A 20574-nucleotide genomic window follows, 5' to 3' on the forward strand; every position below is an offset into this window, starting at 1 on the left:
GTAGGGATGTGCCGTGGACATCGACGAGGGGCTGATGCTCCGTCCGGACGGGCGGCCGGGGAATCCCGTGCGGTACCTGGTTCTCGACGACTGGCACCGCGCCGATCCGAGCAGTGTCGCGGCCGCCGCAGCCCGGGTGGCCGACTCCTTGTCACCGACCGTGGGCATGGCGACCCGACGGCCGCCGGACCGGCTGCTTCCGCTGTTGGACGCCCTGACCCTGACGTTGGCCGCACCGGACGTCGAAGCCGACGCCGCCGACGCCGCCGACGCCCGGCAGCTGGTGTCCGTGGAGGATCCGCGGAAAGCGTTCGAGGAGCTGGCCGACATCGTCGAGCGTCACCCCGGAGCGAGCATCGCCCTGGGGCAGTTGCTGCGTCAGACGCCGTCGCTCGGCACGCTGCAGGGCCTGGCGGCCGAGGCCGCGGCGTACTCGATGCTGCTCGGCGGGACCGAGTTCGCGGCCTGGCTCGCCGGGCGGGGGACGGCCCGACCGGCAGAAACGGATCTGCCCCTGGTGCGCGTGCGGCGGGACGGCGGCAAGCTGTCGGTACTGCTGGACCGTCCGGAGCGGCGCAACGCGGTCAGCTTCCGGATGCGGGAGGAGCTGTTCGAGGCGCTGGAGATCGCCGCTCTCGACGACACGATCGACGAGGTCGAACTGGCCGGTGCGGGCCCGGTGTTCTGCAGCGGAGGCGACCTGGCCGAGTTCGGTACGGCGACGGATCTCGTGGCGGCGTACCTGGTGCGGCTGGAGCGGGCGCCGTGGCGGCTGATCGACCGGATGCGGGAGCGGGTGACGGTCCGGGTGCACGGGGCGGCCGTGGGCGCGGGCATCGAGATGGCCGCCTTCGCGGGCCGGGTGGTGGCCTCGCCCGATGCGTTCTTCCTGCTGCCCGAGGTGGCGATGGGTCTGGTGCCGGGCGCCGGCGGGACGGTGAGCGTGCCGCGGCGGATCGGGCGGTGGCGGGCGGCGTGGATGATGCTGAGCGGGGCCAGGGTCGATGCCGCGACCGCCCTGCGGTGGGGGTTGGTGGACGAGGTCGAGGGCCATGACGGGTGACGTGCTGCTGAGCGGCGTGGAGCTTCGGGGCAGCCTGGTGGACTGCCGGGTCCGTGGCGGTGTGGTGACGGAGATCGGACGCCAACTGCGTGCGTGTTCTGAAGAGTTGGTCGTACGAGGCGACGGCGGCGCGCTGCTGCCCGGTCTGGCGGATCACCATCTGCATCTGGCGGCGACGGCGGCACGTGACGCGTCCCTCGACGTGTCCGCCGCCTCCCGCGACGGCCTCGCGGCGCTGCTCTCGGAGGCGGTGGCGGGCGAGGACGGATGGGTGCGTGCGGTGGGCTACGACGACGTGGCCCACGGGGACCTGGACCGGGACGTCCTTGATGCCTGGCGCCGGACGGTACCGGTGCGGGTGCAGCACCGGTCCGGTGCGCTGTGGGTGGTCAACTCGGCCGGGCTGGACCGGCTCGGGGCGCGGGCAGCCGTGCACGAGGGCGTCGAGCGCGACCGTACCGGCCGGCCGACCGGGCGGCTGTGGCGTGCCGACGCCTGGTTGCGCGAGGCGCTCGGCGGGCGTCCGCCGTCCCTGCGGCCGGTGGGCGCACGGCTGGCCGCCTTCGGTGTCACCCACGTCGCGGACGCCACGCCGGACGCGGGCGCCGCCGAGGTCGTGGCCGATGCCGTACGACGGGACGAACTCCCCCAGCACGTCATGGTGATGGCCGCCGACGCGGACGTACGGTCCCATCCGCGCCTGAGCGTCGGCCCGGTCAAGCTGGTCGTCGCCGACCACGCCCTGCCGGACCTCGACGAGTTGGCCGGTCGGATGAGGCAGGCCCACGCGGGCGGCCGGCCGGTCGCCGTGCACTGCGTGACCCGGACGGCCCTTGCCCTGACCCTGGCGGCGTTCGACCAGGCCGGGGGGATGGACGGCGACCGGGTCGAGCACTGCGCCGTGGCCGATCTGTCCGCGGCGAAGGAGCTGGCGGCACGCGGAATCCGGGTGGTCACCCAGCCGACGCTGGTGGCCCTGCGCGGCGACGACTACTGGGCACGCGGCGAGCCCGGGGACCGCCCGGACCTGTGGCGCTACGCCGGCCTGCTGCGGGCGGGCGTCCGGGTGGCGCCGAGCAGCGATGCCCCGTACGGGGATCCCGACCCCTGGGCCTGCCTACGGGCCGCGTCCGAGCGGCTGACGCCGTCCGGGCGCGTGCTGGGTGCCGGGGAGCGGGTCCCGGCCCGGACGGTGCTGCGCGGCCTGCTCTCTCCACTGCACGATCCCGGTGGGCCGCCACGGGAGATCGCGGTGGGTGAACCGGCTGATCTCGTGCTGCTCGACCGGTCCCTGACGGACGCACTGCGCGCACCGGACGCCGGACACGTCCGCGCCACGCTCATCAAGGGCCACATCGCCCACGAAGCCTGAACACACGTCACCGATCCCACAGCTCGGCGACCACCTCCGGTGTCACGGCCCGGCCCCTGCCGCACGGCACGATCCCAGGCGGCCGCCACGAAACACCACGGTCGGCTGACCGACGAACCTCATACTGCTGAACCGGCCCCTGACGGACGCACCACGCGCACCGGACGCCGGACACATCCGCGCCACGCTCATCAAGGGCCGCATCGCCCACGAAGCCTGAACACACGTCACCGATCCTGCAGCTCGGCGACCACCTCCGGTGTCACGGCCCGGTCCCTGCTGCACGGCACGATCCCAGGCGGCCGCCACGAAACACCACGGTCGGCTGACCGACGAACCTCATACTGCTGAACCGGCCCCTGACGGACGCACCACGCGCACCGGACGCCGGACACATCCGCGCCACGCTCATCGAGGGTCGCTTCGTGCACGGAGCCTGAACACACGTCTGCGGTCCCGCAGTTCGGCGAGTACCCGCCCGGTGTCACGGCCCGAGGTGGCCGCCGTGCCCTCAGGGGTCGGTGCGCAGGGCGGGAGTACCGCCTGCGAGCGGGCGAGCCGTCGGCACTGGACCACCGGCCCGGCCGGCTGCGTCCGTACCGGGTGCGGGCCAGGGCAGGTCGGCCGGGCACCGGCGAACGCCGCGGCCACGTCGCGCATCGAGAGGTCGATCAGCTGACCGCCGCCGCCGGCCAGCGAGGCCAGGGCGCCCAGGGCGGCGACCAGTCCCGTCAGCGGGTCGGCGATCGCGTCGGCGCAGAACACCGGCCCGCCCGCGGACCGGGCGACCAGTCCGCCGGCGACGGAGGCGTCGTCGCCGAAGGCGACCCGGTCGGGTCGGGCGCGGCCGTACCCGGTGATGCCGACCCACACCTTGCCCGGACGGTGGTCGAGCCGCTCCGGGTCCAGGCCCAACTGGGCGAGCGCGCGGGGTCTGGACGCCTCGATCACGACGTCGGCGGCGTCCACCAGCTCGGCGAGTTCCGCACGCCCGGCGGCCGTGGTGAAGTCGACGGCGACGCTCTCCTGGCCGGCGTGCAGCCAGTCGTAGAACCGCCGGTTCCCGGCCCGTGCCCCGTCGGGCCGCCGGGTGCTCTCCACCTTGACCACTCGGGCACCGGCCCGGCCCAGCAGGTGGGCGCACAGGGGTCCGGCCCACAGGGAGGACAGGTCGACGACGAGGGGCCGGTCTGTTGTGTGGGGTGCGGCGATCGCGGTGACCTGCCACGGCGCGTCGGTCACGGGAGTGCCGGTCGGTAGTACGGCCGCGGGGACGCCGACCATGCGGATGCGTGCCGTGAACTCCCGCGCCGATGCGCCGCGTACGGCCGTGGCGAGGTCCTGCCAGGGGTCGCAGACGTCGGCCCGGCCCAGTATCGCGGGGACGAGGTCGATGTCGTCCGGGCGGCTGAGCGTCACCGCCAGCCAGCCGTCCGCGGCGGGAAGCAGCCGACTCGCACCGCCCGCGGACGTGCGGCCCCGCCGGGTCAGGTCCATGGCGCCCGCCCTGCTGCCGAGCAGGAGGGCGGGGTCGATGTCGGCGCCCAGCCACGACAGTGCGCCGCCGACCGCGCCGAGAAGGGACATCATCGGTGCGGGTGACAGTACGGGCGGGCCGGCTGTTTCACCGGTCAGGGCCATGCCGCCGGAGGCCGCCCAGTCGAGGTACGGGCATCCCGCCACGACAGGGGGTGGCGCGAGATCGCCGAGCGCACCCAGCCACCGCCGTACGGTCTCGGCGGGATCGCCCGTCATCGACCGCGCCCGCGGATGTCCGGAAGCAGACAGCGCACCGACCTCCCCCGGACCGCGCCCGCCCACACCCCGGCGCCGTAGGCGAGGTCGTCCAGACGCCGCGCGAGCGTGAAGCGCAGGGGGTCCAGGTCCGGGGCGCAGCGTCGGTGTTCGAGGAGTCCGTCGACGACCGCCGCGAGCAGGGTCGCCCGGCGGACCCGGCGGGACACCAGGCAGCCGGCGGCGCTCAGCGGCCACCAGTGCCGCAGCAGCAGGGCCGCCGTCTGTTCCGCCGTCGCGGCCAGGCCCAGTCCGGTCAGGGAGGCGGCGAGGCGACGTGGGTCGACGGTGCCGGCGGTCGCTTCGCGGGTGTAGCGCCGGCCCACCGTGGTGAGCACCGCGGCCGCCACCGGCACGGACCAGCGCCGCTGGGCGAGCAGCGCGGCGGCCACCCCGGCGGCCCACGGTGTCAGGGCGGCCGGGGCGACGGCACGGCCGTGCCGCAGGGCGAGGGTGTGCGCGCCGGAGCCGTAGTAGGCCTTGCGGGCGAGCCAGGTCGTGAGCCGCGTGCGGTGGTCGTGGCGGACCGTTACGGAGGGGTCGTAGCGGATCCGCCGTCCCTCGGCGGCCAGGCGCCAGACCAGGTCGACGTCCTCGCCCACCCGCAGCGGCTCGGCGAATCCGGGCCCCAGTGCGTCGACGCGGGCGATCAGGCAGGCGCTGGGGACCCAGGACACCCGGGAGCGGGGGTGGACGAGGGCGGGGTCGGGGCCGAGGTCCAGGGAGGACCGGGCCGCCTCGTACCGCGAGATCCAGGAGCCGGAGCCGGCATCGCTCAGGCCCAGGACGCGCGGGGCGACGACGGCCAGGCGGGGGTCGTGGAAGTGCCTGAGCAGTGTGGGAAGGGTGTCAGGGGCGAGGACCACGTCCGAGTCGACGAAGGCCACGTACGGGGTACGGACCTGGCGCAGACCGGCGTTGCGGGCCGCCGCCGGGCCGCGGTTGACGTCGAGGGACACCAGCCGGGCCGAGTGGCGGGCGGCGACGCGCCGTACGGCCAGCTGGTCGTGGGAGCCGTCGTCGACCACGATCACCCGCACCCCTCCTCCCGCGATGCCGGCCAGCAGCCGGTCCAGCTCCGGCGCGCGGTCCCGGACCGGTACGACGACGGTCAGCAGGGCCGTGTCCAGGGCAGGGAGCTCGGCGGTGACCGGGTGGGCCATGCCGAGGGTGACCAGGCGGTCCGCGAGCCGGACGGAGGGTGACCCGTCGAGCAGGATCCTGCGGTTCTTCAGGAGGGGTTCGGTACGCGGGCCGAGGCGTACGAGGCGGGGCGGGGCTCCGCCTACCAGGACGCGTCCGTCGTCGTACTGCCGTACTTGGGGGCCGAGTTCGACCACGGTCCCCGCCGGGAAGGTCATCCGCGGAAGCCTCCCTCGGCGCTCATGACGGCGCCGTTGGCCACGCTGCCGTTCGGGGAGCAGCAGAAGGCGATGAGTGCGGCGACCTCTTCGGGTTCGTTCAGCCGGCCTCTGAGCTGCGAGTCGGTGAAGGACTCGACGTCGTCGAGTCCGTAGAGCGCGGCCGTCGCCTCCAGCATGGCGGTGCGGGTCGAACCCGGGGACACGGCCACGGCGGTCACGCCGGTGTTGACCAGGTCGGCGGCGAGGCCGCGTACCAGTCCTACGACGGCGTGCTTGGCGGCGCCGTAGCCGCTGAGGTGGAACAGGCCGCGGGTTCCGGCGGCCGAGGCGACGGCGACGAAGCGGCAGCCGCTCGGGGCGGGTCCGTCGAGGAGGTACGGCACGCAGGCCGCCGCGGTGTTCCACACGCCCATGACGTCGACGTCCCACAGGGTCCGCAGGTGGGCTTCCGGGGTCTCCCACAGGGGGTGTCCGCCCGTGATGACGGCTGCCGCGGCCACCACGGCGTCGAGCCGGCCGAAGTGCTCGACCGCTCTGGCCGCCGCGGCGTCCAGGGCGGCCCGGTCCCGTACGTCGGCGACCTCGACGAGTACCTGCCCGGGGTGCTCCGCGCCGAGTTTCTCCAGGTCCTGACGGTTCGCCAGCGGGTAATCCACGCCGGCGCCGCGCTCGGGGGCATCGCCCGCGCAGCTGTCCAGCGCGAGCACCCCGTACCCTTCGGCGCACAGGGCCCGTACCGTGGCCGCGCCGATTCCCCGGGCGGCGCCGGTGACGAGGGCGATACGTTTCCGCTCGGTCACCGCAGCGCCCTCTCGACACCGGCCACCAGCTCGTCGAAGAGCCGGGCCCCCTCGTCGGCCGTGGCGGTCGTCGGGTCGCCCAGTACACCGGAGGGCGCCACCGCGCCCACGCCTCCGGCGAGCATCGCGGGCATCAACTCGGCGAGCGGTGCGGTGTTTCCCCGCTCCGCGCGGCTCAAGTGCACCAGCCGCGGCGCGAGATGGAGCATGAGCGAGGTCTCGGTGTGACCGGCGTGCGCGTCGCCGCCCGCCGGGAAGCAGGGGATCCAGGCCACGTCCCGTCCCTCTTGGGCCAGTTGGGCGGCGACGCCGGACAGACAACGGACGTTGCCGCCATGGCCGTTGACGAAGACGACGCGCCCCGCCCAAAGGGCCAGCGAGCGCACGAGTTCCACGAGCATGAAGCGCAGCGCCTCGTTGCCGATGGACATGGTGCCGGGGAAGCCCTGGTGCTCTCCGCTGGCCGCGTAGACGACCGGGGGCGCCACCAGCGTCTTCTCCCCCAGCCGCCGGGCCACCGCGTTTGCGACGGCGTCGGCGATCCGGGTGTCGGTGTCCAGCGGCAGGTGGGGGCCGTGCTGTTCGAAGGAGCCCAGCGGGACGAGGACGAGGGGCCGGTCCGGTATCGCGGTCCAGGCAAGGTGCGACAGTTCCGCTGTCATCCGCGCTCCGTGGCACCTGCGGTGCGGGTGAAGCCGTCAGGGACCAGGACGTCGTCCGGGCCGAGGTCGTGGATCGAGGAGCGGCCCAGGCCCCGCAGCGTCGAGTCGATGCCGCCGGCCATGATGTCGAGGACGTTCTCCACGCCCGCCTGACCCGATGCCGCGAGGCCCCACAGGTAGGCGCGGCCGATCAGGACCGCGCGGGCGCCGAGCGCGAGGGCCTTGACGACGTCGCCGCCCCGGCGGATGCCGCCGTCGAGGAGGACCTCGATCTGGTCGCCGACCGCGCCGGCGATCCCGGGCAGGAGCCTGATGGGGGCGGGGATGGTGTCGAGGTTGTTGCCGCCGTGGTTGGACACGGAGATCGCGGTGACGCCGATGTCCACGGCGCGACGGGCGTCGTCGACGCGGGAGATGCCCTTGAGCAGGAAGGGGCCCTGCCATTCGTCGCGCATCCAGCGGATGTCGTCCCAGCTGGGCGGCGGAGTGCCCATCCACTGCCCGTACGCGCCGAAGAAGGCGGGGGCCACGCCGTCCTCGTCGGCCAGGTTGGGGGTGGTGAGGTCCGGGAGGCTGCCGGAGCGGGCGTAGTCGAGCAGCCAGCTCGGCCGGGTGAGGCCCTGGGGGGCCAGCTTGGCCATCGCCTTGAGGTCGAGCCGCTCGGGGATCCAGGGGCTGCCCCAGTCGCGACCGTGGGAGAAGGTCCAGTCGAGGGTGACGATCAGGCCCGCTGCTCCGGCTGAGCGGGCCCGTTCCATCGTCCGGATCATCGAGTCCTTCGAGCCCATCCAGTACATCTGGAAGAACGTCTTGGGATTGGCCGCCACGACCTCCTCGACCGGTTTGCTCGCGAAGGAGCTGAGCCCCATCGCGGTGCCGCGCGCGGCGGCGGCCCGGGCGACCGCCACCTCGCCGTCGGGGTGGACCGCCTGGACGCCCGTGGGCGAGATGATCACCGGGAGGGCGATCTCCTGGCCCATGACCGTGGTCGCCGTCTGCCGGTCGGCGGACAGGTCCGCCACGTGCGGGGCGAAGCCCAGCTCCCGGAAGGCGGCGAGGTTGTCCCGGTAGGAGACCCCTGCCTCCGTACCGGCGAGCAGGGCCTTGTAGACGGACTTCGGGAGCCGCTTGCGCGCCCGCAGCTGGGCGTGCGCGACGGTCTCGAACCAGCGGTTGCCCATGAGGCACCTCTCACGAAGTGTTACGGGAGTTCGGGTGGCGTGAACCCGGCCAGGGGGTGTTCCGCGCAGGGGGACACCGGTGGGGTCCTGGACGCGCCGGGGCGTTCGCCGATCGTCACGAAGACGGGCTCGCGGGGGGTGACCGGCTTGCGGGTGGTGCGGTGCGAGTGGTCCTGGCCGGGCGCCGGGACCGTACGGTCCGGATGCGCGAGCGCGTTCTCGCCGTGGCCCTGCACGCACTCCGGGTCCGGGCCGTCCAGCGGCAGCCCGGTGAAGAACTTCGCCGCCATGCAGCCGCCCCGGCAGGAGTCGAACGCCGAGCACTTGGTGCACGCGCCGCCGGTCTGCGGACTGCGCAGGTCGGCGAAGAGGTCCGACTCGCGCCAGACGCCGGTGAATCCGCCTTCGTCGCGGACGTTGCCGGCCTTGAAGGTGTCGTGGATGGCGAACGGGCAGGCGTAGACGTCCCCCACCGGGTCGATCAGGCACACCACCCGGCCCGCGCCGCACAGGTTGAGCCCGGGCAGCGCGCTGCCGTAGGCGGACAGGTGGAAGAACGAGTCCCCGGTGAGGACCTCCTCGCCGTGCTCCATCAGCCAGTCGTACAGCTGCCGTTGCTGCGCGGCGGTCGGGTGGAGTTCGTCCCAGACGTCGGCGCCGCGTCCGGACGGGCGCAGCCGGGTGAGGCGGAGCTGGGCGCCGTAGTCGTCCGCGAGTTGCTTGAAGGCGTCGAGCTGGCCGATGTTGTGGCGGGTGGCGACCACCGAGATCTTGAAGCCTTCGAAGCCGGCGTCCCGGAGGTTGTCCATGGCGCGCAGGGCGGTCGCGTACGAACCCTCGCCGCGAACGGCGTCGTTGACCTCGGCGGTGGCGCCGTCCAGGGACAGCTGTACGTCCACGTAGTCGGAGGCGGCGAGGCGGCGGGCCGCGTGCGGGGTGATCTTGATGCCGTTGGTGGAGAACTTCACGCCGACGCGGTGCTCGGTGGCGTAGGCGACCAGGTCCCAGAAGTCGGGGCGGACGGTCGGTTCGCCGCCGCCGATGTTGACGTAGAAGACCTGCATGCGTTCGAGCTCGTCGATGACGGCCTTGCACTCGTCGGTGCTCAGCTCGCGCGGGTCGCGGCGGCCGGAGCTGGACAGGCAGTGCACGCAGGACAGGTTGCAGGCGTAGGTCAGTTCCCAGGTGAGGCAGATCGGGGCGTCGAGACCGTACTCGAAGTGGTCGACCAGGCTGCGCGGGCCCGCGGTGGGGGTGAGGGTGGCGGGGGTGGCGGGGGTCATCACGCCTCTCCTCCTTGAGAGTCGGGCGTGCGCAGCACGATCATGTGGGAGGTCGCCAGGGTCGCCAGCGCGTGGTGATAGCGCGTCAGTTCGTCGTCGCCGATCCCGGCGGACGTACAGGCGGCCGTGGCGCTGGACCGCTCGCCCAGCAGCCGTACGGCCGCGAGCAGTCGGCGGTCCTTGAGGAACGACAGGCGCCGGGTGCCGAAGTGGTAGAGCAGGGCCCCGAAGGACTCGGGCCGGACCGCGACCTGGGGGTGCAGGGTCCAGGCGCGGTCCATGTCGAAGGACTCGTCGGACGCGGAAGACGGCATGGAACGCGGCCGGTTCAGTACACGCCGCACATGCCGTCGATGGAGACCTCCTCGACCAGCAGGTCCTCCTCCACGAACAGGTCGTAGCCGGAGGCCTCCGGCTGCTCGTCGACGAGCGGCGCAGGGGTGTTGTCGCGTGCGGGGGTCTGTGCGGCAGTGCTCATGAGAATCTGCCTCTCCTATGGAGAAATGAACGTTCTCGCTATCAGGGAACATAATGGCACCCCGTGCCGAAAGGAAGAGTGCGTGCCAAAACCACCAAGTCCCCCCGCCGTCGACGGTGTTGCCCGCACCGGGCGCCGGCCGTCGACGTCCCGCGCGCAGCTCGAACAGCACGCGCTGCGGCTCTTCGCGGAACGCGGCTTCGACCAGGTCACCGTCGAAGACATCGCGGCGGCCGCCGGGATCGGCCGGCGTACCTTCTTCCGCTACTACAGGTCGAAGAACGACGCGGTCTGGGGGGACTTCGAGGGCGAGTTGCAGCGGATGCGCGCGCTGCTCGGGGCGTATCCGCGCGAGACGCCGATGATGGACGCGCTGCGAGAAGCGATCGTGGACTTCAATCGCGTCGACCCGGCCCAGGCTCCGTGGCACCGTCTGCGGATGCGGCTGATCCTCGACGTGCCCGCGCTGCAGGCGCATTCCACCCTGATGTACGCCGAATGGCGGGCCGTCGTCGCGGAGTTCGCCGCCGGCCGGCTCGGCGGGGCGGCGGACGCTCTGCCGCCCCAGGTGATCGCCCACGCCTGTCTGGGTGCCGCCGTCGCCGCCTACGAGCAGTGGCTGCGCCACGACGGCACCGACCTGGGTGAGTTCCTGGACCGGGCGCTGCGTGCGCTCGCCCCCGGTTTGCAGGAGTACGAAACCGGCTCGGAGGCGGGAGCGCCGGCGCTCAGGCATGGGTCACCGCCAGGCCCGCGAGAGACCCCAGCGTGAGGGCGACGCCGACGGCGAGAACGGCCGGCGCGTGCAGGCTCCACCAGCGCATCCGGCGGACCAACCGCCTCGGCACGGTGGCGGGTTCGACGTGCCGGTCGGCCAGCAGCAACAGGGTCACGCTCAGGGCCGCGACGGCACCGAGGATCGCCAGCCGGCACAGCAGCGGCTCCAGGATCGCGGTGTCAGCCACGTCCTTCCCCCGCTCGGCCGCGCAGCTCCCGCGGCAGCCCCAGCCCCCGCTCCGCGATCTGCGTCCGCAGGACCTCGTTGGCGCCGCCGGCGATCGTGTAGGCGCGTGCGTACAGGTGCGCGTCCTGCCACCAGCCGTCCGCCGCGACGTCCGGGTCGCCCTCGGTGAGCAGTCCGTCCGTGCCCTGCAGCCGCAGACCGAAAGCGACGAGGTCGTGGTTGAGCTCGCTGAAGAAGATCTTGCCGAACGGGGCGTCGGCGGGCTCCTCGGTGCCGTGCAGCGTCCGTGACTGGGCGAGAGCGGTCATCGCGGCGTTGACGTACACCCGGGTGGCCAGTTCGCCGATGTCCTGCCGGGTGGCTGAGTCGTCGAGGGCGGGCCGGCCGCCGACCGAAGTCCCCTCGGCGAGCCGCAGCAGGTCGTCGAGCGCGGCGAACAGCTCCACACCGCGCGCGGCCACGCCGGATCGCTCGTGGCCGAGGCTGCTCATCGCCACCCGCCAGCCCGCGTTCACCTCGCCGATGACGTGGGCGGCCGGGATCCGGACGCCGTCGAGGAAGACCTCGTTGAAGTCGGTGGTCCCGGTGATCTCGCGCAGCGGCCGTATGTCGACGCCCGGGCTGCGCATGTCCAGCGCGAACGCCGTGATGCCGCGGTGCCGCGGGGCGTCCGGGTCGGTGCGCGCGAGGAGGTAACCCATGTCGGCGTACTGGCCGTTGGTCGTCCAGACCTTCTGGCCGTCGACAACGTACACGGCCTCGTCGCCCTCGCCCTCGCGGCGGGCCCGTGTCCGCAGCGCGGCCAGGTCGCTGCCCGCGCCCGGCTCGCTGAACAGCTGGCACCACACATCCGCACAGGTGCGGATGCGGGGCAGGAAGCGCGCCCGTTGCTCGTCGCTGCCGAAGTCGATCAGCGCGGCCGAGGCCAGCGCCGCGGCGCCGACGGGCGGCCAGGTGCGGGCCCGGGCGATCTCCTCGGCGACGACGAAGGGTTCGAGGGGATGGGCGTCGGGCCGGCCGCCGTACTCCTTGGGCCAGTCGATGCCGAGGAAGCCCGCCTCGTACAGCTTCGCCGTCCACTCCCGGATCGCCGGCATCAGCGCGGGCTCGGGTGCGCGCACCCCCGCGTGCTCCTTGACGCCGGGCGCGTGCTCGGCGACGAACGCCCGCACCCGCTTCCGGAACGCCTCCAGCTCCGGCGTGGACTCCAGCCGCATCGCCATCCGCCCTTCATGGAGAGCCACGGTCGCAATCCGTGATGGGGCTACTCTAACCATGTGATCGAACTGGACGTAAGCCCTTTTCCCAGGGAAGCAGCTCGACCAGGACCATAAAAGAGGATACTTTCTTCACGCGACACCGTAATCGGCACGGCAGCGTTCCGACCTGGGTGGTGACTGGTGGACTTCGAACTCAGCGAGGAGCAGGCGATGCTGCGCGCGGCCTCGCGCGACCTGCTCCGCGACCGTGCCCCGGCGGATGTCCTGCGGGCACAACTGGACCAGGACGCGGAGGTCGACCCGGCGCTGTGGCGGTCGGCGGCCGAGGTCGGGTGGCCGGGGCTCGCCCTGCCGGAGGAGTACGGCGGCGCGGGCCAGGGGGTGATCGAACTCGCCCTGGTCGCCGAGGAGATCGGCCGGGCCGCGGCACGGGGGCCGTTCCTGCCCACCGCACTCGTCGGACAGGCGCTGGTTCGCGGCGGTTCGGCGCGGCTGCGGGCCGAGGTACTGCCCTCTTTGGCCGAGGGAACCGCCTGGGCCACATGGGCCTTCGCCGAACACCGCTCGCCGTGGACGCTCGACGGCGGGCACACCGCCGCGCGCACCGATGCCGGCGGCGTGGTGCTCGACGGCGTCAAGACGGCGGTGCAGGACGCGGACGGGGCGCGCTGGCTGCTGGTGACCGCACGGCACGAGGGCGCACCGGCATCGTTCCTCGTCGACCGTGACGCGCCGGGCGTCACGGTCCGGCGGCAGCGGGTCCTGGACCTGACCCGGACGTTCTGCGAGGTCCGCCTGGACGGCGTCCGGGTCCCGGCGGACCGCCGCCTGCACGGTGGCCCCACCGACGTGCAGCGGCTGCTCGACGACGCGTCGGTCCTGCTGTCGGCCCAGACCCTCGGGGTACTGGACCGGCTGCTCGCCATGACCGTCGAGTACATGAAGACGCGCGTCCAGTTCGGCCGGCCGCTCGGTACCTTCCAGGCCGTCCAGCACAAGTGCGCCACCATGGCGCAGCTCGTCCACGGCATCCGGGCCGCCACCCACCACGCGGCGATGGCCGCCGACGCCGGCAGCGCGGACGCCGCCCGGGCCGCGTGCGTCGCCGCGTCGTACACGAGCGCGGCGACCGGGCACGTCGCGGGCGAGTCGCTACAACTGCACGGCGGGATCGGCTTCACCTGGGAACACGACCTGCACCTCTATGTGCGCCGGGCGCAGACCGACGGGGTGCTGTACGGCGACGCCGCGGTCCATCGGGAGCGGCTGTGCGAGCTGATACGGCGGTCGCCCGCACCGGTCTGAGCGGGGACGACGGTGACCATCGGCCCCCGGCGGGGCGTTCGCGGAACGAGAGGAACGAAAGGAGCGTCAGTGGAGATCAAAGGCAAGAAGGCGGTGGTGTTCGGCGGGGCGTCCGGCATGGGCCGGGCCACCGCCGAAATGCTCGCGGCCCGGGGCGCCGACGTGGCCGTGCTGGATCGCCCCGGCTCCGCCGGTGCCGAGGTCGCCGCCGCGTTCAGCGGCAGCTTCCATCCGGTCGACATCACCGACTTCGACGGCACCGAGGAGGCGCTCGGCTCGGCCGTCGAGGGCCTCGGCGGGCTGCATGTCGCCGTCACCACCGCGGGCGGCGGCAAGGCCATGCGCACCCTCACCAAACAGGGTCCGCACGACCTCGCGACCTTCCGCCAGGTCCTCGACCTCAACGCGGTCGCGACCTTCAACATCAGCCGGCTGGCCGCGGCGCACATGAGCTGCAACGAACCCGAGGACCCGGAGGAGACCGGTGAGCGCGGGGTCATCGTGAACACGGCCTCCATCGCCGCGTTCGAGGGTCAGATCGGCCAGGTCGCCTACGGCGCCGCCAAGGCCGCCATCGCCGGCATGTGCCTCACGATGGCCCGTGACCTGGGCTCGCTGGGCATCCGGGTGCTGGCGATCGCGCCGAGCCTGTTCGACACGGGCGCCCTGGAGCGGGTCCCGGCCGAGGCCAGGTCCGCGCTGGTGAAGGACGCCGCGTTCCCCAAGCGCATGGGCCGCCCGGAGGAGTACGCCAAACTGGTGCTCGCGGTGGTCGACAACCCCATGCTCAACGGACAGTGTCTGCGCCTGGACGCGGGGCAGCGCTTCGCGCCCCGATGAGCCGTCCTTCGCGAACAGGGGCCGGAAAACAGTACCCCCAACCCGACATTTCAGCCCGGCCGACGTGTCTGACGTGCGCGGCGGCGTCAGGACGGCCACATATACTGAGGATACGCAACGTCTTCTGAGGAGTTGGCCCCATGGCGACTGCCGCCGACCTCGAACCCGCCGACGGCGAGCGGGAGTCGGACCTCGCCGCGAGCGGGAGCGACGCCCCGGTCGGCAAGCTCGCCGCGCAGATCGCGCACCGTATCGAGGCGGACGTGATGCGCCGGGGCTGGCCCGTGGACGAGTCGCTCGGGTCCGAGCTGGAACTGCGCGAGCGCTTCTCGGTGAGCCGTTCGGTGCTGCGCGAGGCGGTGCGGCTGGTCGAGCACCACCAGGTCGCCCGGATGCGCCGGGGACCGGGCGGCGGTCTGATCGTCTGCGCTCCCGACGCGGGCCCGGCGACCCGGTCCATCGTGATCTACCTCGAATACGTCGGCACGAGCGTCACCGACCTGCTCCACGCCCGCCTCCTGCTCGAACCGATCGCCGCGGGACTGGCCGCCGACCGGATCACCGAGGAGGGCATCGAGACGCTGCGCGCCACCCTCGACGACGAGCGCGCGCACCGGGAGGACCTGGGCGTCGAGTCGCACGACCCGCTGCACCCGGTGCTCGGCAGACTCTCGGGGAATCCGGTGCTGCACCTCTTCATCGACGTGCTCACCCGCCTCACCGCGCGGTACGCGCACACCTCCCGCCGGATCGCCAGGGCGGAGGTGGTGGCCTCCGCGGAGGAGTCGTACGAGGCGCATCAGGCGATCGTCGACGCCGTGGTGGCCGGCGACGGTGCCCGTGCCCAGACCGCGCTCACCGCACACCTGGAGTGGGTGGCCGCCTGGATCGAGAAGCACCGGGTACGCCGCACGCGGATCGCGGGCAACGTGATCGAGCCCGAGGTGGCCGAGGGCCCGCGGGCCAAGCTGGCCGAGGTCGTCGCCTCCTGGATCCACGACGACATCGCCGCGCGCGGCTGGCAGGTCGGCTCGGTGCTCGGCTCCGAGGCCGATCTGCTCGCCCGCTACGGCATCAGCCGGGCGGTGCTGCGTGAGGCCGTGCGGCTGCTGGAGTACCACGCGGTGGCCCGGATGCGCCGCGGCCCCGGCGGCGGGCTCATCGTCACCGAACCGGAGCCGCAGGCCAGCATCGACACCATGGCGCTCTTCCTCGAGTACCAGGGCGTCACGGCCGACGATCTGCGGACCGTGCGCGACGCCCTCGAACTCGGCACCGTCGCCCGGGTGACCGCCCGGCACGCCGAGGGCGACCAGGAAGTGGCCGAGCGCCTGGCCGCGGCCGTCCGGTGGACCACCGAGGGCCCGGCCGACGATCCGCGCAAGGCCGACCTGTTCCACTCCGAGCTGGCCGAGCTGGCCGGCAATCCCGTGCTTTCGCTGTTCCTCGGCATCATCACCGAGCTGTTCCGCAGGCACGCGGACGGACAGGACCGCCGGTTGCCGGGCGACGCGGCGGCCGAAGAGGTCCAGCACGTGCACCAGCGCATCCTCGACGCGATCCTCGCGTCGGACCCCGGGGTCGCCCGGCACCGGATGCGACGCCATCTGGACGCGCTCGTTCCCTGGTGGCACTGACCGACCACGTGCCCGCGGAACAGTTCGGTGGCACTGACCGACCGGTGGCCGTGCCCGCTCAGTCGGTGACGCTGAACCGGGCCAGTTCGTGCGCCACCATGCCGGGCAGGTCCGGGGCGGGAGGCGCCGGCAGTTCCACGGCCTGGTCGCGGGCCGGCAGGAGCACGACCGCCGTGCCGGGCGTGGTCACCTCGCCCCGCTGGTTCTCGCAGCGCACCGCCAGATGCACCTCGGCCCGGCCGTCGACCTGCTTCTTGTCCACGACCTCGCCGCGCACCCAGGTGGTGTCGCCCAGGTAGTTGAACTTGCGGTGCTCGCAGCGCAGTTTCCACAGCCACCCGTCGTCGCCGATCCAGTCGGTGAGCAGATGGCAGAGCCAGGTCTCGCGCATGCCGCCGTAGTCGTAGGGGTTCGGCAGGCCGAGCTCCCTGGCGCGCTCCGGTTCCCAGTGCAGGCGCTGGACGGTGTCCGGGATGTTCAGCTTGTTGGGCGGGTAGAGCCCAGGGGCCTTGCGGCGGACGCGCGCGGCGATCCCGAACGCTCCGGGCGGGGTCAGCTGCATTCCCCAGCCGAGGTGCCAGACCACCACGTCCGTGGTGGTCAGCGGTCCCTTCACCTTGGCCGGCAGCGCCTCGCCGATCTCGACGTCCTCCCAGTACCGCGGCTCGGCGCCGCGCCTGGTCTCGGCCGCGTACGCCGCGTCGATCTCGGCGAGTTGGCCGGGCGTGTAGGGCGGCTGCTGGAGCGTTTCCTTCGCCCGCTTCCTCGACGTGTGCCGCTCGGCGTTGATCCACGTACCCCGCCTGAGGGCGTGCATCTCGCCGTCGCCGTTGGTGTAGAGGTAGTCGTGGGTGACGTGCGCGGTGCGTCCGCCGAAGCTGCTGCGCTTGGGCTGCACGCCCACCTGGGTCTGCAGCATCCGGCAGCGGTCGCCCAGCCGCAGCGGCCGCCACCACTCGAACTCCATGACCGCCTGGTACGACCCGAGTCCGGCGAAGGGGTCGCCCTTGAGCAGCGCCTTGGTCGCCGGGTCGGGTTTCGGGGCGGCGTCCTCGCCCATCGTGTAGAGGAAGGCCGGCGGCGCGACGAGTTCGCCCCAGCGGGTGCCCGAGGCGTAGCCGGGGTCGCAGTAGAGCGGGTTGTCGTCGCCGTAGCCGTACGCGAAGTGGCGTACGCCGTCCCAGGTCACCTCGTAGTTGTGCGGCGGGTTGCGCTGCGGGTTGGGGATGCCGAGGCGGCGGCGGGACCGCTCGATCGCCTCGTCGCTCAGCACGCCGAACCCCTCGGCCGGCTTCTCCTCGATGCTCGTCATCGCAGATCCTCCTCGATTGCTCAGGCCTGGGTGCGTTCCGCGAGCGGGGCTCGCACGATGTCGGGCGGGGTCGGCGCCCCTCGTCACTCACGTCCGGGCGCGAGCCACGGGACGACGGCTCCCGTCGGGAATCCGGCGGGCACTTCTGGCTCTCGGAAACACGGGTCAAGCCGTTTCACCAGGTCGACCGCCGCCGCGGGAGGCTCAGGTACTCGGGACCGACCGGGACATCGGGCCGCTCATCCACGTCGGGTCGATTCATACGCACCATGCCTCGTCGAGAAGAGGTAACTGAATGTGAGTTCGGGTGAGCGACACCGCGGCGTCAGGCGCCGAGCATCTGCAGCCCGCCGTCCACGGCGATGAGCTGACCGGTCATGAACTGCGCGCCGGTACCGGCCAGGAACACCATCACGGGGCCCAGGTCCGTGTCCGGATCACCGAGTTCACCGCGCAGTGGCATGGTCGTCCGCAAGCGCTCCTGGAACGCGGCGGCACGCTCCGGGCCCAGGTGCTCCCACAGCCGTTCCGCGCCCGGCGTACTGACCGCCGGCGCCAGAGCGTTGACCGTGACCCCGTGCCTTCCCCACGCCGCGGCCACCGACCTGGTCCACGCGTGGACACCGGCCTTCGCCACGGCGTAGTGCGGCGCCAGGGGATTCCCGCGGACCCCCTCGGCCGATCCGAGGTTGATGATCTGCCCGCCGCTGTGCCGCATGCGCGCGAACGCCGCCTGGTTGGTGAGGACCGTCGACCGGAGATTGGTGTCGAGGACCAGGTCGAGTTCGTCGTCGGACAGTGACTCCGGCGTACCCGGCCGCCAGGAACCCGCCGCGTGCAGCAGGACGTCGAGACCGCCCAGGATCGACGTGGCCTGCTCGAAGGCCGTGTCGACCGAACCGCGGACGCGCACGTCGCAGGACACCCAGTCGCAGGCTTCCTTGAGGCCGTCCGGAGGCGGCGTGGTGTGGAACAGGCCGACGACCTCCGCCCCGGCGGCGAGGAACGAGGCCACGGCCGCCGCACCGATGCCACTGGCCGCCCCTGACACCACGGCCCGCCGGCCGGCGAGCGGCCCGCCCACCGTCGCCGCTGCACTGCTCGTCGTCGAACTCACCTGGCCTCCATGTCGAGGACGATCTTTCCGGTGGTGCGGCGTTCGGCCACGTCGGTCAGTGCGGCCGCGACCTCGGAGAGGGGATGCACGCGGGAGACGAGGGGGCGCATCCCGTCACGGACCATGCCGGCGAGGGCGCGTGCGGCCGCGGCCGCGGCGTCCGGGTCGGTCCGGCGAATGGTCCGCGCCTCGAATCCCCGTACGACCAGGTTCTTGAGCAGGACGAGGTTCAGCGGGATACGGGGGATCCGCCCGTCGGCATAGCCGACCGTGACGAACCGGCCGTCCCGCCGCAACGCCCGCAGGGCGGCCTCCGCGTGGTCGCCGCCGACGGGGTCGACCACGAGGTGGGCGCCTTCGCCTCCGGTCAGTTCCCGGATCCGGGACTTGAGGTCCTCACGGACGTAGTCGATCCCGGCGTCGGCGCCGAGCTTGCGCGCGGTCGCGAGCCGCTCCTCGCTCGACGCCGCCGCGACGACCCGCAGGCCCAGCCGTTTGGCGACGTCGACCGTGGCCGAGCCGACCCCGCCCGCGGCGCCGAGTACCGCCGCCCACTCCCCCGCCGTGGCGCCGCCGACGGTCACCAGGGCGTGGTAGGCGGTGTTGTAGGTCACGTGGAACGCGGCGGCGTGCACCATGTCGAGGCCGTCGGGAATCGGGCGCAGTGCCGCGAGGGGCGCCACGACCTGCTCGGCGAACGCGCCGCTGAGCACCGCCCCGGCCACGGGTGAACCCACCGCGGGCCCGGCCACCCCGGGCCCCAGGGCGGTGACGACACCCGCGAACTCGCTGCCGGGCGTGAAGGGCAGGGGCGCCGAGACCTGGTAGCGGTCCGCCACGATGAGCACGTCGGGGTAGTTGACCGCCGCGGCGTGCACCCGGACCACGACCTCTCCCGGGCCGGGCTCGAGGTCGTCGAGTTCGACGACCGAGATGCCGCTCGGCGGCCCGTACTCCGTGCAGCGCGCCGCCCTCATCGCGACCTCACCACGTCGGGCACGGCCGGATCGCGGGGCAGGCCCAGGAGTTGCTCGGCGATGGTGTTGCGCTGGATCTCCGCGGTGCCCGCGCCGATCGTCGATGCCCGGGTGCGCAGGAAACCCCAGACCCAGCGGCCCCGTTGCACGGCGTGCGGGTCGTGCCGGCCGAGTACTCCGTGGGAGCCGAGCATGTCGACGGCGAACTCGTGCAGGTCCTGCTCGAAGGTCACGGTGAACAGCCGCGACGTCGAGGACGCCGGACCGGGCTCGCCCTTGGCCAGGATGTCGGAGATGGTCCGCATGCCGGTGTAGCGCATGATCCGCACCCGCACCTCGAGGTCCGCGAGCCGGTCGCGCACCAGCGGATCGGCGGTCGTCCCGCGCTCGTGGGCCAGTTCGATCAGCTCGTCGAGCACGCGCCGGTACATCGCGGCCTGGTTCATCGTCCCGGCCGCGCGTTCGTGGCCGAGGCTCGTGCGCACGAGCGGCCAGCCGCCGTTCTCCTCGCCGATGCGGTGGGACACCGGCACCCGTACGTCGTTGAAGAAGATCTCGCAGAAGTGCGCGTCCCCGGTCAGGTCGCGCAGCGGCCGCACGGTGACGCCGGGTGCGTGCGCGTCGACGAGCAGATAGGTGATGCCCTGCTGCCGTGACTCGCGGGTGCCGGTGCGGACGAGGGTGAAGATGATGTCGGCCAGGTCGGCGGCGCTGTTCCACACCTTCTGTCCGTTGACGACGTACTCGTCGCCCTCCCGCCGGGCCGTCGTACGCAGCGCCGGGAGGTCGGAGCCGGCCTCGGGTTCCGAGTAGCCCTGGGCCCACACCGTGTCGCCGCGCAGCATGGGGCGCAGGAAGCGCTCCTTCTGCTCCGCCGTGCCGTACGTGATGAGGGTGGGGGCGGCGATACCGAGCCCGGTGCCCAGCGGCCCCGGCACCCTGGCCTTCGCGTACTCCTCCTGGTAGATCACCTGCCGGGCGAAGCTCAGCTCCATCCCGCCGTACTCCCGCGGCCAGCTCGGGCCGGCGTACCCGGCGTCGAACAGCGTGGCCAGCCAGGCCTTGCGCCAGGCCAGCCGCTCGGCGGGGTCCTTCGGCCGGCGGCCGGGGTGGTGCCCGGTCAGGAAGGCTCGCAGGCGCGCCCGGAACTCGTCGTCGGTCTCCAGCGCGTCGTCGCGTCGGCTGTGCGCGGTCGTCGATGTCAC

Annotated in this window: 20 protein-coding genes; 6 read left to right on the forward strand and 14 right to left on the reverse strand. The window is 73.0% G+C overall.

Annotation, left to right across the window (positions count from 1 at the left end; all coding sequences use genetic code 11):
- The first annotated feature begins 13 nt into the window (after window positions 1-13).
- Together OG252_RS07925 and OG252_RS07930 are read left to right on the forward strand one after the other, a co-directional pair.
- Window positions 14-1063, forward strand: coding sequence for an enoyl-CoA hydratase/isomerase family protein (locus tag OG252_RS07925; RefSeq protein ID WP_329334772.1), 1050 nt, complete (start codon window positions 14-16; stop codon window positions 1061-1063).
- A complete protein-coding gene (locus tag OG252_RS07930) occupies window positions 1053-2435 on the forward strand; it encodes an amidohydrolase family protein (protein WP_329334774.1) in 1383 nt (460 codons plus the stop codon). The genes OG252_RS07925 and OG252_RS07930 overlap by 11 nt, the downstream gene beginning before the upstream one ends.
- A 408-nt stretch (window positions 2436-2843) precedes the next feature.
- Here OG252_RS07930 and OG252_RS07935 read toward each other — a convergent pair whose 3' ends face one another.
- The 8 genes from OG252_RS07935 to mftA are packed head-to-tail and all read right to left on the reverse strand — an operon-like array spanning window position 2844 to window position 9997.
- Window positions 2844-4190, reverse strand: coding sequence for a CoA transferase (locus tag OG252_RS07935; RefSeq protein ID WP_329334776.1), 1347 nt, complete (start codon window positions 4188-4190; stop codon window positions 2844-2846).
- Window positions 4187-5590 (reverse strand): mycofactocin biosynthesis glycosyltransferase MftF, encoded by a 1404-nt coding sequence (gene mftF, locus OG252_RS07940; protein WP_329334778.1) that lies wholly within the window; start codon window positions 5588-5590, stop codon window positions 4187-4189. Before mftF ends, OG252_RS07935 begins: the two co-directional genes overlap by 4 nt.
- On the reverse strand, window positions 5587-6393 hold the full coding sequence (locus OG252_RS07945; protein ID WP_329334780.1) for a mycofactocin-coupled SDR family oxidoreductase: 807 nt from the start codon (window positions 6391-6393) through the stop codon (window positions 5587-5589). The genes mftF and OG252_RS07945 overlap by 4 nt, the downstream gene beginning before the upstream one ends.
- The gene (mftE, locus tag OG252_RS07950) at window positions 6390-7055 is read right to left on the reverse strand and encodes a mycofactocin biosynthesis peptidyl-dipeptidase MftE (RefSeq protein WP_329334782.1); all 666 of its coding nucleotides are present in this window, start codon (window positions 7053-7055) and stop codon (window positions 6390-6392) included. Before mftE ends, OG252_RS07945 begins: the two co-directional genes overlap by 4 nt.
- Window positions 7052-8236, reverse strand: coding sequence for a pre-mycofactocin synthase MftD (gene mftD, locus OG252_RS07955; protein WP_329334785.1), 1185 nt, complete (start codon window positions 8234-8236; stop codon window positions 7052-7054). Before mftD ends, mftE begins: the two co-directional genes overlap by 4 nt.
- A gap of 20 nt (window positions 8237-8256) precedes the next feature.
- A complete protein-coding gene (mftC, locus tag OG252_RS07960) occupies window positions 8257-9519 on the reverse strand; it encodes a mycofactocin radical SAM maturase (protein WP_329334787.1) in 1263 nt (420 codons plus the stop codon).
- Window positions 9519-9833 (reverse strand): mycofactocin biosynthesis chaperone MftB, encoded by a 315-nt coding sequence (mftB, locus tag OG252_RS07965; protein ID WP_329334789.1) that lies wholly within the window; start codon window positions 9831-9833, stop codon window positions 9519-9521. Before mftB ends, mftC begins: the two co-directional genes overlap by 1 nt.
- A gap of 14 nt (window positions 9834-9847) precedes the next feature.
- Window positions 9848-9997, reverse strand: a complete 150-nt coding sequence (gene mftA, locus OG252_RS07970) for a mycofactocin precursor MftA (RefSeq protein ID WP_266450979.1) — start codon at window positions 9995-9997, stop codon at window positions 9848-9850.
- Window positions 9998-10079: 82 nt separating this feature from the next.
- Here mftA and mftR point away from each other — a divergent pair, with 82 nt between their 5' ends.
- On the forward strand, window positions 10080-10769 hold the full coding sequence (mftR, locus tag OG252_RS07975) for a mycofactocin system transcriptional regulator (protein WP_266450978.1): 690 nt from the start codon (window positions 10080-10082) through the stop codon (window positions 10767-10769).
- Here mftR and OG252_RS07980 read toward each other — a convergent pair.
- Both OG252_RS07980 and OG252_RS07985 read right to left on the reverse strand, forming a co-directional pair.
- A complete protein-coding gene (locus OG252_RS07980; protein ID WP_266450977.1) occupies window positions 10726-10962 on the reverse strand; it encodes a hypothetical protein in 237 nt (78 codons plus the stop codon). The genes mftR and OG252_RS07980 overlap by 44 nt on opposite strands.
- Entirely contained in the window at window positions 10955-12205 is a 1251-nt protein-coding gene (locus OG252_RS07985; RefSeq protein WP_329334793.1) for an acyl-CoA dehydrogenase family protein, read from the reverse strand. Before OG252_RS07985 ends, OG252_RS07980 begins: the two co-directional genes overlap by 8 nt.
- Before the next feature lie 156 nt (window positions 12206-12361).
- Here OG252_RS07985 and OG252_RS07990 point away from each other — a divergent pair, with 156 nt between their 5' ends.
- From OG252_RS07990 to OG252_RS08000, 3 genes are all read left to right on the forward strand, one after another.
- Window positions 12362-13486 carry an acyl-CoA dehydrogenase family protein gene (locus tag OG252_RS07990; protein ID WP_329334796.1) on the forward strand — a complete coding sequence of 375 codons (1125 nt, stop codon included), beginning with the start codon at window positions 12362-12364 and terminating at the stop codon, window positions 13484-13486.
- 69 nt (window positions 13487-13555) lie between these two features.
- Window positions 13556-14326, forward strand: a complete 771-nt coding sequence (locus tag OG252_RS07995) for an SDR family NAD(P)-dependent oxidoreductase (protein WP_329334798.1) — start codon at window positions 13556-13558, stop codon at window positions 14324-14326.
- Between the two features lie 140 nt (window positions 14327-14466).
- Window positions 14467-15963: a FadR/GntR family transcriptional regulator gene (locus OG252_RS08000; protein ID WP_266450973.1), complete on the forward strand. Its 1497-nt coding sequence runs from the start codon at window positions 14467-14469 to the stop codon at window positions 15961-15963.
- Window positions 15964-16021: 58 nt separating this feature from the next.
- Here OG252_RS08000 and OG252_RS08005 read toward each other — a convergent pair whose 3' ends face one another.
- From OG252_RS08005 to OG252_RS08020, 4 genes are all read right to left on the reverse strand, one after another.
- Window positions 16022-17275 (reverse strand): FAS1-like dehydratase domain-containing protein, encoded by a 1254-nt coding sequence (locus OG252_RS08005; RefSeq protein WP_329334801.1) that lies wholly within the window; start codon window positions 17273-17275, stop codon window positions 16022-16024.
- A gap of 325 nt (window positions 17276-17600) precedes the next feature.
- The gene (locus OG252_RS08010) at window positions 17601-18392 is read right to left on the reverse strand and encodes an SDR family NAD(P)-dependent oxidoreductase (protein ID WP_329334803.1); all 792 of its coding nucleotides are present in this window, start codon (window positions 18390-18392) and stop codon (window positions 17601-17603) included.
- Window positions 18389-19369 carry an NADPH:quinone oxidoreductase family protein gene (locus OG252_RS08015; protein WP_329334804.1) on the reverse strand — a complete coding sequence of 327 codons (981 nt, stop codon included), beginning with the start codon at window positions 19367-19369 and terminating at the stop codon, window positions 18389-18391. Before OG252_RS08015 ends, OG252_RS08010 begins: the two co-directional genes overlap by 4 nt.
- Entirely contained in the window at window positions 19366-20574 is a 1209-nt protein-coding gene (locus OG252_RS08020; protein WP_329334805.1) for an acyl-CoA dehydrogenase family protein, read from the reverse strand. Before OG252_RS08020 ends, OG252_RS08015 begins: the two co-directional genes overlap by 4 nt.

The organism is Streptomyces sp. NBC_01352, assembly GCF_036237295.1.
Taxonomy (GTDB): domain Bacteria; phylum Actinomycetota; class Actinomycetes; order Streptomycetales; family Streptomycetaceae; genus Streptomyces; species Streptomyces plumbiresistens.

Bases quoted from the DNA above. Each gene is read 5' to 3' on its own strand.
- OG252_RS07930 (WP_329334774.1), top strand. From the start codon at position 1,053: ATGACGGGTGACGTGCTGCTGAGCGGCGTGGAGCTTCGGGGCAGCCTG.
- OG252_RS07935 (WP_329334776.1), bottom strand. From the start codon at position 4,190: ATGACGGGCGATCCCGCCGAGACCGTACGGCGGTGGCTGGGTGCGCTC.
- mftF (WP_329334778.1), bottom strand. From the start codon at position 5,590: ATGACCTTCCCGGCGGGGACCGTGGTCGAACTCGGCCCCCAAGTACGG.
- mftE (WP_329334782.1), bottom strand. From the start codon at position 7,055: ATGACAGCGGAACTGTCGCACCTTGCCTGGACCGCGATACCGGACCGG.
- mftD (WP_329334785.1), bottom strand. From the start codon at position 8,236: ATGGGCAACCGCTGGTTCGAGACCGTCGCGCACGCCCAGCTGCGGGCG.
- mftC (WP_329334787.1), bottom strand. From the start codon at position 9,519: ATGACCCCCGCCACCCCCGCCACCCTCACCCCCACCGCGGGCCCGCGC.
- mftB (WP_329334789.1), bottom strand. From the start codon at position 9,833: ATGCCGTCTTCCGCGTCCGACGAGTCCTTCGACATGGACCGCGCCTGG.
- mftA (WP_266450979.1), bottom strand. From the start codon at position 9,997: ATGAGCACTGCCGCACAGACCCCCGCACGCGACAACACCCCTGCGCCG.
- OG252_RS08000 (WP_266450973.1), top strand. From the start codon at position 14,467: ATGGCGACTGCCGCCGACCTCGAACCCGCCGACGGCGAGCGGGAGTCG.
- OG252_RS08005 (WP_329334801.1), bottom strand. From the start codon at position 17,275: ATGACGAGCATCGAGGAGAAGCCGGCCGAGGGGTTCGGCGTGCTGAGC.
- OG252_RS08015 (WP_329334804.1), bottom strand. From the start codon at position 19,369: ATGAGGGCGGCGCGCTGCACGGAGTACGGGCCGCCGAGCGGCATCTCG.